This is a genomic window from Streptomyces flaveus (genome assembly GCF_014647675.1).
Taxonomy (GTDB): Bacteria; Actinomycetota; Actinomycetes; order Streptomycetales; family Streptomycetaceae; genus Streptomyces; species Streptomyces flaveus.
The window spans coordinates 445288-458071 of the sequence record NZ_BMPQ01000001.1 but is presented as its reverse complement, the minus strand read 5'-3'; the positions used below and the strand labels follow the sequence as shown (position 1 = coordinate 458071).

At 69.7% G+C, this 12784-nt stretch carries 8 protein-coding genes; 1 reads left to right on the top strand and 7 read right to left on the bottom strand.

What is annotated here, in order from left to right:
• Window positions 1-7: 7 nt before the first annotated feature.
• Both IEZ21_RS01835 and IEZ21_RS01830 read right to left on the bottom strand, forming a co-directional pair.
• The gene (locus IEZ21_RS01835; RefSeq protein WP_189320109.1) at window positions 8-1603 is read right to left on the bottom strand and encodes a sugar transferase; all 1596 of its coding nucleotides are present in this window, start codon (window positions 1601-1603) and stop codon (window positions 8-10) included.
• Window positions 1600-2826 (bottom strand): glycosyltransferase, encoded by a 1227-nt coding sequence (locus IEZ21_RS01830; protein ID WP_189320108.1) that lies wholly within the window; start codon window positions 2824-2826, stop codon window positions 1600-1602. The genes IEZ21_RS01835 and IEZ21_RS01830 overlap by 4 nt, the downstream gene beginning before the upstream one ends.
• Window positions 2827-3604: 778 nt before the next feature.
• Here IEZ21_RS01830 and IEZ21_RS01825 point away from each other — a divergent pair.
• On the top strand, window positions 3605-3856 hold the full coding sequence (locus IEZ21_RS01825) for a hypothetical protein (RefSeq protein ID WP_189320396.1): 252 nt from the start codon (window positions 3605-3607) through the stop codon (window positions 3854-3856).
• Between the two features lie 315 nt (window positions 3857-4171).
• Here the strand turns inward: IEZ21_RS01825 and IEZ21_RS01820 are convergent, their stop codons facing one another.
• The 5 genes from IEZ21_RS01820 to IEZ21_RS01800 all read right to left on the bottom strand — a co-directional run bounded on the left by IEZ21_RS01820 (window position 4172) and on the right by IEZ21_RS01800 (window position 12706).
• Window positions 4172-4888 carry a polyamine aminopropyltransferase gene (locus IEZ21_RS01820; protein WP_189320107.1) on the bottom strand — a complete coding sequence of 239 codons (717 nt, stop codon included), beginning with the start codon at window positions 4886-4888 and terminating at the stop codon, window positions 4172-4174.
• Window positions 4889-4967: 79 nt separating this feature from the next.
• Window positions 4968-6653 (bottom strand): ribonuclease J, encoded by a 1686-nt coding sequence (locus IEZ21_RS01815; RefSeq protein WP_033325139.1) that lies wholly within the window; start codon window positions 6651-6653, stop codon window positions 4968-4970.
• A gap of 281 nt (window positions 6654-6934) precedes the next feature.
• Window positions 6935-8671 carry a S8 family serine peptidase gene (locus IEZ21_RS01810; protein ID WP_246567201.1) on the bottom strand — a complete coding sequence of 579 codons (1737 nt, stop codon included), beginning with the start codon at window positions 8669-8671 and terminating at the stop codon, window positions 6935-6937.
• Window positions 8672-8802: 131 nt separating this feature from the next.
• Complete coding sequence (locus tag IEZ21_RS01805; RefSeq protein WP_189320105.1) at window positions 8803-9378, bottom strand: hypothetical protein; 576 nt, start codon at window positions 9376-9378, stop codon at window positions 8803-8805.
• Window positions 9379-9736: 358 nt separating this feature from the next.
• The gene (locus IEZ21_RS01800) at window positions 9737-12706 is read right to left on the bottom strand and encodes a glycoside hydrolase family 30 protein (RefSeq protein ID WP_189320104.1); all 2970 of its coding nucleotides are present in this window, start codon (window positions 12704-12706) and stop codon (window positions 9737-9739) included.
• Between the last annotated feature and the right edge of the window lie 78 nt (window positions 12707-12784).

Here is a 12784-nt window from a genome sequence, read left to right as displayed (position 1 = left end):
CGGCGGGTCAGCTCCCCGTCGGGCGGACCAGTGCGGCGGCCGTGCGCAGCAGGATGCAGATGTCCTGCCACAGCGACCAGTCGTCGATGTACGCGTTGTCGAAGCGGGCGCGGTCCTCGATGGAGGTGTCGCCGCGCAGCCCCTGGATCTGGGAGAGCCCGGTGATGCCGGTGCGCATGCGGTGGCGGGCGGCGTAACCGGGGTGGGTCCGGCTGAAGTGGGCGACGAAGTACGGGCGTTCGGGGCGCGGCCCGACCAGACTCATGTCGCCTCGGAAGACGTTCCACAGCTGGGGCAGCTCGTCGAGCGAGGTACGGCGCAGGAAGCGGCAGAACCGGCTCATGTCCTGCTCGCCCGCCACACTCCAGCGGGTGGCGGCCTCGTGCTCGTCGGCCGGGCGATGGGTGCGGAACTTCAACAGCGTGAAGGGGGTTCCGTCCTGGCCGATGCGCTCCTGACGGAAGACGACTCCCGGCCCCTCGCCGGCCCGCAGCACCGCCGCGCAGACCAGCAGTACGGGGCCGGCGAGCAGGAGCAGCATCCCGGAGACCAGTACGTCGAGGGCGCGCTTGGCGGGTCGCGCGGGACGTCGGCCGGTGTCCAGGCGACGGCAGGAGAAGCCGGCGATCCGCTCGCGCGGGGCGTGGGGCCAGGCCCCGTGGAGGTTACTTCCTGACGGATCGTAGGGCGGGCGGCCGGTGCGTGCGGGTGCCGTGCCGTCGGGTCCGTCGTGTGGGGCGGGGCCCTCGCCCGTCGTGGTCTCCGGCGGGTCGCAGGCCGTGTGGCCGGCTTCCTCGTACGCGGGGATCCCGGCCCGGTCGTACGACGGTACCTCCGCGTCGACCTCCCACAGCGCGCAGCCCGCCTCGGTCAACTCCCGTACCAGCGGGCCGTGTTCGCCGACAGAGCCGACGAGGAGCACGGACCGTACACCGTTCTGGACGACGGCCCGCTGCACCTCCTCGTCCGTGCTGAGCACCGGCAGCCCCGCATCGCCGGCCGGGTCGTCGGCGAGGACGCCCACCGGTCTGAGGCCGCAGCCCGGGCGGCGCAGGAAGGCGGCGGCCACGCGCTGGGCGGTGGCGGCCGGGCCCACGACGAGGGCGGCGGCGGGGTTGCGGACCAGCATCCGGCGGCGGCGCCAGTGCAGCACGCCGCGGCCTGCGCAGCTCGCCGCCGTCTGCACGGCGACGCCGGTCAGCAGCGTACGGGCGGACGGGGCGTGGGCCGGGGAGAGCGCCGCGACCAGCGCCGCGAGGGCACACCAGCTCACCATGATCCGGGCGCAGACGGCGGGGAGTTCGTCCAGTACGGCGGGTACGGCGGCCGGGCGGTACAGCGCCGCCAGCGCGTTCAGCCAGAGGACGGCGAGCAGCAGGGGCGCGGTCAGCAGGGGGTGGGGAAGAGCCGGAGCGGCGGTGAGCGCGGCCGTCGCGTCCACGACGAGCAGGGGCAGCGCCGGGCCGTGCCGGGCCACGGCCCGCTGCTTCGCGGGGAAGCCGGAGCCGCCGGGGGCCTCGTGGGGAGGGGGGACCGGGACAGGCAGGAATTCCTGCTCCGGTTGCTGGGCTGCGATGGGAGAGATGGTGCGTTCGACGGTCACGAGCGGTTGGACTCCCTGCACTCGATGGTTTTCTGGGTCACCGTGCGTCCGGCGCCGAGGAGTTCGCGGTAGAGGGCCGCGACCGCCTCGGCCGAATGCCGCACGTCGTGCGCGGTCAGTACGTGGTGGCGCCCCTGGTGGCCGAGCGACTCGAGCAGCAGCGGATCGAGCAACGCCGTTGCGAGCGCGTCGGCCAACGGGCCCGGCCGGTCGGGGGGCACCAGACAGTGCGCCCGGTGACCGGGCGGCAGACTCTCGCGCGCCCCGGCCACGTCCGTGACCACCACGGGCCGACCGCACGCCATCGCCTCCAGCGGTGCCAGCGCCATGCCCTCCCAGCGGGACGGCAGCACCACCAGGTCGGCGGCCTGGTACCAGGGCACGGCATCGGCGACGGCACCGGCGAACAGCACGCCCTCGGGCGCGTGTTCCCGCAGCTGTTCCTCGTCCGGTCCGTCCCCGACGAGGGCCAGCCGGGCCGCGGGGACCCGCCGCAGGACCGAGGGCCACGCCTGGAGCAGCACGTCCTGCCCTTTCTGCCGGCACAGCCGTCCTACGCAGACGACCAGGGGGGCGGACGGATCGAGGGTGGTGAGCGGGGTGGGGGCGGCTCGTACGGGGGTGTCGGCTTGTACGGCGTTGTCGGCGGCGGGGTGGAAACGCCGCGGGTCGACACCGTTGGGGATCACCTGCCAGTGGGCGCGCACCCCGGCACGTACACCTCGCGCGCGTTCAGCCTCGCTGACGCACACCACGCGGGCGGCCCACCGTGCCGCCCACCGCTCCCACGCCAGGGCAGCCGCCGCCGTGAGCCCGCCGACCGCCTCGAACGACCAGGCGTGCGGCTGGAAAACCGTCGGGATCCGCCCCCTGACCGCCAGTCGGGCGGCGAGCCCGGCCTTGGCGCTGTGTGCGTGCAGCACCTCGGGCCGGACCTCGTCGAGGATGCGCGCGAGCCGGCGTACCTCCACGGGAAGCGACCGTCCCGGCGCGCGGGTGGCGGGCCAGTGCCGTACGTCCGCGCCGAGTTCCCGCAGCGTCTGGGTGAGGCCGCTGTCGGGGCAGGCGACCGTGACATCGAAACCGGCCGTACGCTGCACACGCACCAGCTCGGTGACGACGCCTGCGACGCCGCCGTCCACCGGCTGGGTGACGTGGAGGACGCGCGGCGAAGTCCTCGGCCGCGACGTGCCGCGCGACGGTCCGGCAGACCGGCTGACCATCACCGTGCGAGTCGACCCGAGGGGCGGCCATCCCGCCCTGACGGGTCATTGGACGGGCGGAACCCCGTGCGGGTCGCAGTGGAAAGACCCTGGGCGTGACGCATGACCGGCGTTGCCCTTTCGCGAGGAACGTCGAATTCGGCTGATGACGCGTCACTCTATCCCGGCATACTTCATATATCGGGCAAGAGTGACGAAGTGTTTAAATTACCGCCTCGTGTCGGCGATCGCGCGGCCGGGTGCTGCCGGGATGCTGCGCCGAACGGGGCGGAGCCTCTGGGGGTCCGACGGAGGCGCTCACCAGTGACGATGCCTGGTCGTGAGGGGCGGGAGGTCGTACTGCGCGCTTGCGCGGTTGCAGTGTGCGCTCGCCGGTTCGAGGGTGGTCACGAGGCCCTGCGCACCCTGGCGACCGACACGGCGCGGGAACGCACTCGCGCGCCGGAGTCGGCTCCCGCCTCCGGCGCGGCCGGTGGCACGGCCTTTCTGAGAACGGGAGTTGCGCCTGAGGCGAAGCAGGCGCAGCTCGGCCCGGGCGCCGTGCCGACCCTGTTGCGGATCGGTACGGCGTCTGTTGCTGCGGTCGGACTCGAGCCGCTCCGCCCCGCGTTCACAGGAGGATGAGAAACGCGGATAAGACACTCCCTTCATTCGGGTGACCTTTTCTGCGGCGGACCGGAATTTGCTGTGTTCGGGTTTTCCGCGGCGTCCGGGCTTCGTTGGTCTCGGTGAAGCAATTCCCGCTGGTGACTTACGAGTTGCCGACGAAAGGAACACGATGAAGTCTCTGAAGGCTGCCGCCATCGTTGCCGGGTCCCTTGTCGTGGCCGGTCTCGCCACTCCCGCTGTCGCTGCGGACGCCGCAGGGAGCCAGCCCGCCGGCCTCAACGGAGGGGTGCGCAACCTCACTCAGGGTGTCAAGGCGCCGGGTCTTGACGGGCAGAAGATGCTCGACACGAAGCAGGGTCTGGCGCCCAAGGCCCTCAAGAAGACGACGGGCGCCGTCGGTAACGGCCGACTGGTGGGCTGAGAACCCATGCAGAACTGAGCGGTTGGGGGCTCTTTCGTCTCAGGCCTTCGCTCGCTCGGATCTCGAACCGGGTTCCTTTCCGGATCTGCGTATCGGGTGCTTGTGACCGTCCCTGGGCCGATTCCGCCGTATGCGGGATCGGCCCTTTGGCCGTGTTCCGCACAGGGACGAGGAGGAGACGGACCGTTGCCGACCAGCAGACCACTGAGGTGTACGCCGGTACGCGTAAGCGGCACGGGGCGGGTACGGGTGAGGTGTTCAGGCCTGTCCGGCCCGGTGCCCGGAGGAGTCCCGCGCCCGTGCGTAGAGGTGCGCTTACTTCTTTCGTGCCACGTAGACGGTGTTGGTCGCGGTGCGGCCCTGGAGCGGGTTGTCGAAGTCGACGACGTGGGCTTCTGGTGCGGCGAAGACCTCCGCGAGTACGGACGTGAACTGCTCGTCCGGCGGGTCGTTGGACCACAGGGCGAAGATGCCGTCGGGGTGGAGGTGGTCGGCGAGGGCGCGGAGCCCTGGTGGCTGGTAGAGCGCCGCGTGGCGTGGGTTCAGTACGTGGCGCGGCGAGTGGTCTATGTCCAGCAGGACGGCGTGGAAGCGGCGGGCCGGTGACTGGGGGTCCAGGCCGGCGGGATCGCCGGCCGCCGCGAAGAAGTCGCCCTGGACCAGTCGGCAGCGGGGGTCCGACGCCAGGCGGGCGCCGAGCGGTACCAGGTGGCGCTCGTGCCATTCGATCACCTCGCCGAGTGCCTCGACCACGATCAGGGAGCGGACCCGCGGGTCGTCCAGCGCCGCTTGGGCGGTGTAGCCGAGGCCGAGCCCGCCCACCGCGATGTCGAGACCGGCCTCGGGCAGCTGTGCCAGCCCGAGCCGCGCGAGCGCGACCTCTCCCGCGGTGAAGAGGCTGGACATCAGGAACTCGTCCCCGAGCTTCACCTCGTACACGTCGTCGCCCGATGCCGGGTCCCGCCGACGCCGGAGACTGATGTCTCCCAGGGGTGTCGGACGCCAGTCGATCTCTTCGAAGCGCGCGCTCATGCGGGCACCTTTCTCTGCGGGCGATGCCGCGTCGTACGGCCGAAGGCCGACGGCCGTACGCGGTACGCCGGTGCCCGGCTCAGGCGTCGATGATCACGGGGATGATGAGGGGCTTGCGGCGGTAGGTCCTGAACGCCCAGGACGCCACCGCGCGGGCGATGAGCTGTTCGAGTTGGTGCGCGTCGCCGACGCCCTCCTGGGCCGCGGTGGCCAGGGTCTTCTCGATCACCGGGATGACGGGCTCGAAGGTGGCGTCGTCGTGGACGAACCCGCGGGCCAGGAAGTCGGGGGCCTCGGCGAGGGCGCCGGTGTCGGCGTCGACGAGGGCCACCACCGTGACCACGCCCTCGTTGGCGAGGGTGAGGCGGTCCTTGAGGGAGGCTTCGGTGGCGCCGCCGACCTCCATGCCGTCCACGTAGACGTTGCCCGCGGGCACCTTGCCGGTGATCGAGGCGCGGCCGTCGACGAGGTCGACGACGACACCGTCCTCGGCGATGACGACCCGGTCGGGGTCGAGGCCGGTACGGATGGCGAGGTCGCCGTTGGCCCGCAGGTGGCGCCATTCGCCGTGGACGGGCATGACGTGCCGGGGCTTGACGATGTTGTAGCAGTAGACGAGTTCGCCGGCGCTGGCGTGGCCGGAGACGTGCACCTTGGCGTTGCCCTTGTGGACGACGTGGGCACCCCACCGGGTCAGCCCGTTGATGACCCGGTAGATGGCGTTCTCGTTGCCGGGGATGAGGGAGCTGGCGAGCAGGACCGTGTCGCCCTCGCCGATGCGGATCACATGGTCGCGGTTGGCCATCCGGGACAGGGCGGCCATCGGCTCGCCCTGGGAGCCGGTGCACACCATGGTGATCTTGTGGTCCGGCAGCTTCTCCAGTTCCTTCATGCTGACCACCAGGCCACGCGGAACCTTCAGGTAGCCCAGTTCGCGGGCGATGCCCATGTTGCGGACCATGGAGCGGCCCACGAAGGCGACCTTGCGGCCGTGCTGGTGCGCGGCGTCCAGGACCTGCTGGATGCGGTGCACATGGCTGGCGAAGCTGGAGACGATCACGCGGCGGGGCGCGGTGCGCAGGACCTGCTCGATCGCCGGGTTCAACTCGCGCTCGGAGACGGTGAATCCGGGCACTTCGGCGTTGGTGGAGTCGGTCAGGAAGAGGTCGACGCCCTCCTCGCCGAGGCGGGCGAAGGCGCGTAGGTCGGTGATGCGGTCGTCCAGCGGGAACTGGTCCATCTTGAAGTCGCCGGTGTGCAGCACCATTCCGGCACCGGTGCGGATCGCGACCGCGAGACCGTCCGGGATGGAGTGGTTGACCGCGACGAACTCGCAGTCGAACGGACCGAACCCGCGCCGGTCGCCCTCCCGCACCCGCACCGTACGCGGGCGGATGCCGTGCTCCTTGAGCTTGGCCTCGAGGAACGCCAGCGTCAGCTTCGAGCCCACGACGGGGATGTCGGACCGCTCGCGCAGCAGATACGGCACGCCCCCGATGTGGTCCTCGTGCCCGTGGGTCAGCACCACGGCCACGATGTCGTCCAGGCGGTCCCGGATCGAGGTGAAGTCCGGCAGGATCACGTCCACGCCGGGCTGGGTCTCTTCGGGGAACAGCACGCCACAGTCGACGATCAGCAGTTTGCCGGCGTGTTCGAAGACGGTCATGTTGCGGCCGATCTCACCCAGGCCGCCCAGGGCGACGACCCGCAGCCCTCCTTCGGGCAGTGGCGGGGCGGCTTTGAGTTCTGGATGCGGATGGCTCATAGCGTGACGTTATCGGAGAGACGGACGGAGTGATCCACCACCTGCTCGCTCGCTTCTTTCCCGACGGCAGGTGTCATGCGCGGCGAGTGCCCTGGATCACCCGGATTACACGGAGGGCCGGGACAGCCCGTGGTGCAGGTGATGGGTGATTACTGGGCTGCGGCGCGAGGGGCCGCTGAGACGGACATGGGAACAGGCCGAGCGGCACCCGTTCCTTCAAGGGCGGGCGCCGCTCGGTGATCTCGCTGTGGGGAGGGGCCTGGCTGTGTCTCAGCCAGGCCTCAGCCGGTGAGGGTGGGGACGTAGGGGGACAGGGCAGGGGCGAGCTGTACGCCGGGGGCCAGGCCCAGGGCGACCAGGGCGTCCGGAAGGCCGCGGCCGACGCGCGCCGCTTCCGCGGTGCCCGGGGCGGCCAGTGGGCGGCAGCTGGCGGAGATGATGTCGAACAGGTGCTGCACCCGGCCGGGGCCTCGGGGCAGCAGCTGGCCGTGGAAGTCCTCGTGGTGGGCGAGTACGAGGGCGGCAAGTCCGGCGACATGGGCCGAGGCCGTGCCCGTACCGTCGAGGGCCGTGTATCCGCCCTGCGGCGAGCACGACAGGACTGCCACGCCGGGAGCGGCCGCGTCGACCCCCGGGCCGTAGCAGCTGAACGGCGCGGCGAACAGCCCTTCCGGTGTCAGCTGCGGTCCCGCATGGGTGGCCTGGGAGGTGTCCTGCGGGTAGGAGCCGAAGACTCCCAGCGCGCCCACGGCGAACACGGTCGGCAGCGAGCCGGGGAAGGCGACCGGTCCGCCCGTGTCGCCCGCCGGAGCGACGCAGGCGATGCCCGCGGCGTTGGCATCGGCAAGTTTGCGGGAGACCAGCGCCGACGCATACGGGGACGCCACCGCGATGTGGGCGACATCGACCTCCTGCTCGACGCAGCGGTCCAGTGCGGCGATCAGGTCGCTGAAGCAGCCGCCGGGCTGCACCTGGCAGACCTCCAGCTCGGCGTCGACCGCGATGCCGATGACGCCCTTGCCGGTGTCGGCCCCGGCGATGACGCCCGCCGCATGGGTGCCGGTGCCCACCCTGTCCTGGGCCCACCCCTCTTCCGTACGGCGGACGAGGTCGGCCCCGGAGCGCACCCGCTGCTTCAGATCGGGGTGCTCGGAAGCGACGCCCGAACCGATGACCGCGACCTTGACCCCGAAGGCGCGGAACGTGGGAGGCAGCCGGTCCACCCGCATGGCCTGCTGGCCCCAGCCGTACTGCTGCCTCTCGTTCAGCCCTGGGTACACCTTGTCCAGTGGTGTGAGGGTGATCAGGTTCACCCGGGTCACCGACAGATCGGGACGGCTGATCCAGCGGTCCGCATAGCCGCTGGCGGGCCGGATGTAGAGGGACTGCACGGACTCCGCGGTCTCCGTGGCCAGCGTGACGGTGACCGTCCCGTCGGCAGCGGTGACGCCCTGCCCCGGCCATGACGAGCCGATCAGGTACACCCCCGCGCCGGTCAGCGGTTCGCCCTCCGGGCCGCGGACGCGCAGCGAGATCTCCACGGGTTCGTCCAGCGGCGCGACCAGCGCCGGATCGCGGAGCGGCAGGACCCCCGCGGTCGGCGTGACGGCGGGTCCGGTGCCGGTCAGCGGCAGGTCCGGCTCGATGTGTACGTGCAGCGACCGCATCGCCGGCACCTGGGCCTCGGCAGCCTCGACGACCGCGATCTCCGGGCAGGAGGGGTGCAGCCCGGCCGATTTGAGCTTCTCCGAGGGCCGGATCCTGCGGGTCACCTTGACCTCGGGCATACGCTCAAGGCGGTCGCACACCGCGTCCATGCTGAGCTCGGACACTCCTGGTGGGAGCAGATGCTGCGGCAGCGGTGCCACCATGTAGCGCTCGCGGCGCGGTTGCACCGGGCGCGGTGACTGCGCGCCTTCCTCACGTGGCCCCGCCTGCTTGCCCTCGGGTTCGGATCCGGCGGCGCCGTTCCCCTCGGATCCGCTCGCGCGGCTGTTTTCGGGCCTTTCCTTGACCATCACGTCCACCTTCACCACGCCTACCTCGTAACTTGTGCTTCCAATCCGGCGACGGGGGCGGCTCGCGCCTGCACGCTGAGGCGGTGTGCCCGGAGCTGTCCCCGGGCACACCGCGTTACGCCGCCCTCAGATCAGCCGATGCCGAAGGGCTGGCCCATCTGACCGAAGCCGAAGCCGGGCTGCTGGCCCTGCTGGCCGTAGGACTGCTGGCCGAACGGCTGCTGGCCGAACGACTGCTGTCCGTACGGCTGCTGGCCGTAGGACTGCTGGCCGAGCCCGCCGCCCCACTGCTGCTGACCCTGCTGACCCTGCTGACCCTGCTGACCCTGCTGACCCTGCTGACCCTGCTGACCCTGCTGACCCTGCTGGCTCTGCTGAAGCAGGCCCACGATCGCGGTCGGCAGCGCCTGCTGCACGGACTGCTCCACAGCCTGACGGATGCCCGCGTGCAGCGAGCGGTGCAGCGCGAGCGCCAGGTACGGGTGCGCCTGCTGGGCCAGTTCCGGCCGCTGCTGGAGCTGCTGCTGGATCTGCTGGATCTGCTGGATGGTCTGCTGCACCTGCTGCGCGGCCTGCTGCGCCGTCTGCTGGCACGCCTGCTGGATGGCCTGCTGGACCACCTGTGCGACCTGCTGCGTGCCGCCGGCCTGCTGGCCAAGCTGCTGGCCGGCCTGCTGCATGGGTTGGGTACCGGTCATCACCGACATGAATGCTCCGTTCGATGCCTTCACGGGAGAACCGACCTACGGATTGTGTCGGTCCTGTCACGTAATGTGACGTTCATGAAGCTAGGCCGACGCCGACCCGGCCGCAATTCGGACGACCGCTCCCGGAGAAGAAATCCCCCGACTGGACCGCCGACCGGCACTCGGATGCCTGGCCGCGAAAAGGGCTGCGCTACTGGCATCACGTCGCGCCCGAGTGCCCGGCCTCGCCCGGTCGGGAGCCCTGCCGCCGTCCGGAACCATGCCGCCGTCCGAGTGACACCGCCGCGCTGCTCAGCGAGGCGCTCCCCCGTGGTCAGGAGAGCGCCCGTGACGCTGAGTGTTCGCTGGTGAGTGTCCGCTAGCCCGAGGTGGCGTCCTTGCGCACCAGCCGGTCGTAGGCCTCGTCGAGCCTGTCCTCGATCTGCTCGGCGCCGGTGACGTCGAGGCCCTTCTGCCCGTTCACGGCTGCCTTCGCGGCCGAGAGCGCGGAGTCGAACAGAGCCCACGACTCGGCCGTGTAGTCGGCCTGTGCCGGACTTCCGATCTCGTCCAGGGCGCTCCGGATCGGGGTCGTGTCCACAGGGCCGTCCACGTCGCCGGGAATGGCGTGGAACGCGTCGAGAACGATCTTCCCGGACTTGAGGACGAACTTCGCCGTGTGCTTGCCGTCCCGCAGGCCGCGGAGCGTGTACGTCGCGAGGCGCTTGTCGACGGCGGCGGTCTTCGCGTCCTTGGCGACCGGCTTGCCGTCGATGTGGACATCGAGAACGGCGCTGCCGTCGTTGCCGCCGATGATGTCGATGCCCGTACCGGTGAACGGGACGGTGAACGACGCGCCGGCAGCCGTGCTCGTCGACGTCGACCGGTACCAGTCCATCGCGTCGCCGAGTGCGGCCTTCCTGCTCCAGACGCCGTCGTACGCGACCGAGCTGTCCATGTTGTCGGTCTGGGCGTCGGCGTAGGGCGTGTACCCGTCGATCTTCTCGACCTTCAGGTTGTCGAACGCCGTCTTGTAGAAGTCGCTGCCGAGCTTGACGCGGCCTTCGGTCTGCGGAGTCGGATCCTGGTACGTGGAGACGGCTTTACCGTCGACGAAGGCCGTGATCGTCGCGCCCTTCGCCTCGATGGCGAGGCGGTAGGTGCCGGACGCCGCGACCGTTCCCGTCCTGATCGCGGTGCCGTACTCGTAGAACGTCCAGGTGCCGTCCGGGCGGATACGTACGTTGTAGGCGGCGTCGCTGACCGCCATGCCCTTCTGCTGACGGACGCCCAGGGAGGCGAGTCCGCCGGCCGGGTCCGGGAAGGAGACGTCGACCGTGGCCCTGTAGTTTTCCCAACGGAAGTCGCCGACCGTCGTGTTGGGCGTGTGACGGTTCCAGGCGTGGGTGTCCTTCATGGACTGATCCATGTACTGGTACAGCACGTTGTCGCCGCGCGCGTCCTTCCCGACCTCCCAGGCGCCGGTCTGGTCGACCATGTAGCGCGGCTGGTTGCCACGGGACGTCAGATAGGGCTGGGACACCTTGCGCGCGCCGTCGGCCGTGCCGACCCGGACCCTGCCCTCCTCCTCGTACCCGAAGTCGTCGGCGTACAGGACGTCGTCGCGGGCGTTGCGCTTCTTGCCGGTCGCGTCGGTGTCGAGCACCGTGCGGTCCAGGGACTTGGGCAGACGTTGCTTCGTCGCCTTGTCGCGGCTCTTGTCCAGCGTCGTCAGGGTCACGATCGACCGCGGCTCGACCGTGTAGGTGTAGAAGCCGTCGCCGCCGGGCCGGATCTGGTCGGCGAGGTGCTTGAAGTTCGCGTCGTAGGCCTGCCCCGCGTCCGGCCCACGGGTCTCCCAGACCTCCATGGTCGGATCCGGACCGAGTCGCATGTTCTCGGCCTTGACGCGGTAAGTCCTGGGCTGGTCGCTGTCGTTGACCACGACCGTCGAGAAGTCCTTCTTACGGGGATCCGCGAGCGTCATGTAACTCGGCGCCCCGTTCGAGCCGTCGACGTTCTCGGTGCCGCTCACCCCGCTGTAACTGGCTTCCGGCACGGTGCGCCAGATGCCCGCCGTGTTCGTGTCGTTCTCCCAGCCGGTCTTCGCGAACTGGGTGAAGTGCTGCATCACATAGAGGGCAGCGTCGTAGTGGAGATAGCCCGACCACGGGTCGCGGGCGCTGACGAGTTCCTTGTGGCTGTACTGGGCGCCTTCGTAGAAGGACCCGATCGCCGGCTGGAAGATGTAGTGCGTCCGCTTGGAGTTGGCGTAGCTCTTGACGGAGCGGTTCGCGAGGTCGAGGGCGCTTTGGACGCCGCCGATGCCGGTGCTCGAACCATTCGGGCCGTCGGTGTTGTTGACGCGGTATTCGGTGTGGCCGAACGAAGCGGTTCCTTCGCTGTACCAGACTTCCTTGTCCTGGTTGTACTTGTTCTTGCCGGTCGCCAGCTTGGTGTACGGCAGGTAGGTGTCGCTGTCGGCGGCGCCTTCGCGCCGGTCATCGGTGTTGTAGTGGTAGCCCACCGCGTCGACCATGCCGAAGAGTTCCGCATCGCTGAGCATGGACGGACCGATGTGGTGTGTGGTGTTCTCGTCGGACGCGATGATCTTGATGTCGTGGTAGGCCTTCTTGGCCTTCTCCCGTTTGTCTGCCGGGATGTTGTAGCGCGGATTCGCGAAGTCCGTGTCGGTGACGATCGCGTTCTTGTACCACTTGATGAACGCCTCGTCCGGATTCCGGGTCTCGTTCTTGTCCGGGTCGACGTAGTCGACCATGTACCCGTACTTCTCGTAGGCGTCGAGGATCGTCTCCTTGTACCACTTGTACATCTCGTCGGTGCCGGTGCCCTTGTCCCATTCGTTCTGGACCCATTCGGGCATTTCCCAGCGGAGAATCGAGACCTTGAGCTTCGGGTTGACCGTCTTGGCGTCGGCGGCCAACTGGAAGCCCGGGGAGCGGGACGCGTCGGCGAGTTCGTCCGGTGTGCGCATGGTCGCAGGATCGGAACCGGTCGACGTGTTCGTGTCGGTTCCCATCTCGACCTTGACATGGTTGATCAGCGGGTTCTTTCCGCCGAACAGAACTCTGACGAGCTGCCAGTACCGGTGGGGGTTCTGCGCCTTGTAGTCCATCAGCAGGTTGGTCGTGCTGTTGCAGCTGAGCAGGCCGAGGCCCTTGTAGGTCAAGCCGTTCTTGTTGTCGCCGCGAACGTCGTTTCCGTCGACTATGACCTCTACAGGATCATCCGCGGTGTAGGCGGCGGGAGCAGTGAGCACTCCTGCTGCCAGGGCCATGGCGGCTGCCGCGGCAAGCGACATCCATCCGGGTCTTCTCTGCGTGCCCATCCGGTTTCGACTCCTTTTCGCAGCACACCAGAATTCGATATTTCGAACTACGTTCGTGTTGCCGGATGAACCGTAGGA

Coding starts and splice junctions, on each gene's coding strand:
- IEZ21_RS01825 (WP_189320396.1), top strand. CDS start 3,605: ATGAAGTCTCTGAAGGCTGCCGCCATCGTTGCCGGGTCCCTTGTCGTG.
- IEZ21_RS01800 (WP_189320104.1), bottom strand. CDS start 12,706: ATGGGCACGCAGAGAAGACCCGGATGGATGTCGCTTGCCGCGGCAGCC.
- IEZ21_RS01805 (WP_189320105.1), bottom strand. CDS start 9,378: ATGTCGGTGATGACCGGTACCCAACCCATGCAGCAGGCCGGCCAGCAG.
- IEZ21_RS01830 (WP_189320108.1), bottom strand. CDS start 2,826: ATGGTCAGCCGGTCTGCCGGACCGTCGCGCGGCACGTCGCGGCCGAGG.
- IEZ21_RS01815 (WP_033325139.1), bottom strand. CDS start 6,653: ATGAGCCATCCGCATCCAGAACTCAAAGCCGCCCCGCCACTGCCCGAA.
- IEZ21_RS01810 (WP_246567201.1), bottom strand. CDS start 8,671: ATGGTCAAGGAAAGGCCCGAAAACAGCCGCGCGAGCGGATCCGAGGGG.
- IEZ21_RS01820 (WP_189320107.1), bottom strand. CDS start 4,888: ATGAGCGCGCGCTTCGAAGAGATCGACTGGCGTCCGACACCCCTGGGA.